Genomic DNA, 633 nt, shown 5'->3' on the forward strand with positions numbered 1-633 from the left:
ATACAGGTGATGATACAAGTGACTCAGATGGCACGAAAGTAACAATCACTGTAGATGGTAAAGATGATCCAACAATCGATTCAGGATTCGTAAAAGAAACACCAGCGACACCTGTATACGATTTAGGCGATAAAGTATGGTTTGATGCAGATAAAGATGGCATCCAAGATGCGGGAGAACCAGGAATTCCAGGCGTAACAGTAACATTAACAAAACCAGACGGTTCAACAGTAACGACAACGACAGATGCCAATGGTAACTATGTATTTACAGACTTACCAAACGGAGACTACATAGTGACATTCGGTACTCCAGAAGGATACAATGGACCAACAATTTCTAATGTAGGAAACGATGGATTAGATTCAGATGGTCAAGTTGTGAAAGTAACAATCAACAACGCTGATGATATGACAATCGACTCAGGATTCATCAAAGTATCAGTAGGAGATACAGTATGGGAAGATATAGATGGAGACGGTCAACAAGATACAGATGAGCCAGGAATTCCAGGCGTAACAGTAACAATTACATATCCAGATGGCACAACAGAAACAACAACAACGGACGAAAACGGAAACTATGAGTTCCCGAACGTACCAAATGGTGAAGTAACAATTGAATTTGAAACAC

General features: G+C 40.3%; 1 protein-coding gene. It reads left to right on the top strand.

The window, feature by feature from the left end; genetic code table 11:
* A partial coding sequence (locus ER639_RS11905) for an SdrD B-like domain-containing protein (protein WP_129065969.1) occupies window positions 1-633 on the top strand: 633 nt, incomplete at both ends.

The sequence above is a fragment of the Macrococcus sp. DPC7161 genome (assembly GCF_004117835.1).
In the GTDB taxonomy this organism is placed as follows: Bacteria; Bacillota; Bacilli; order Staphylococcales; family Staphylococcaceae; genus SDSC01.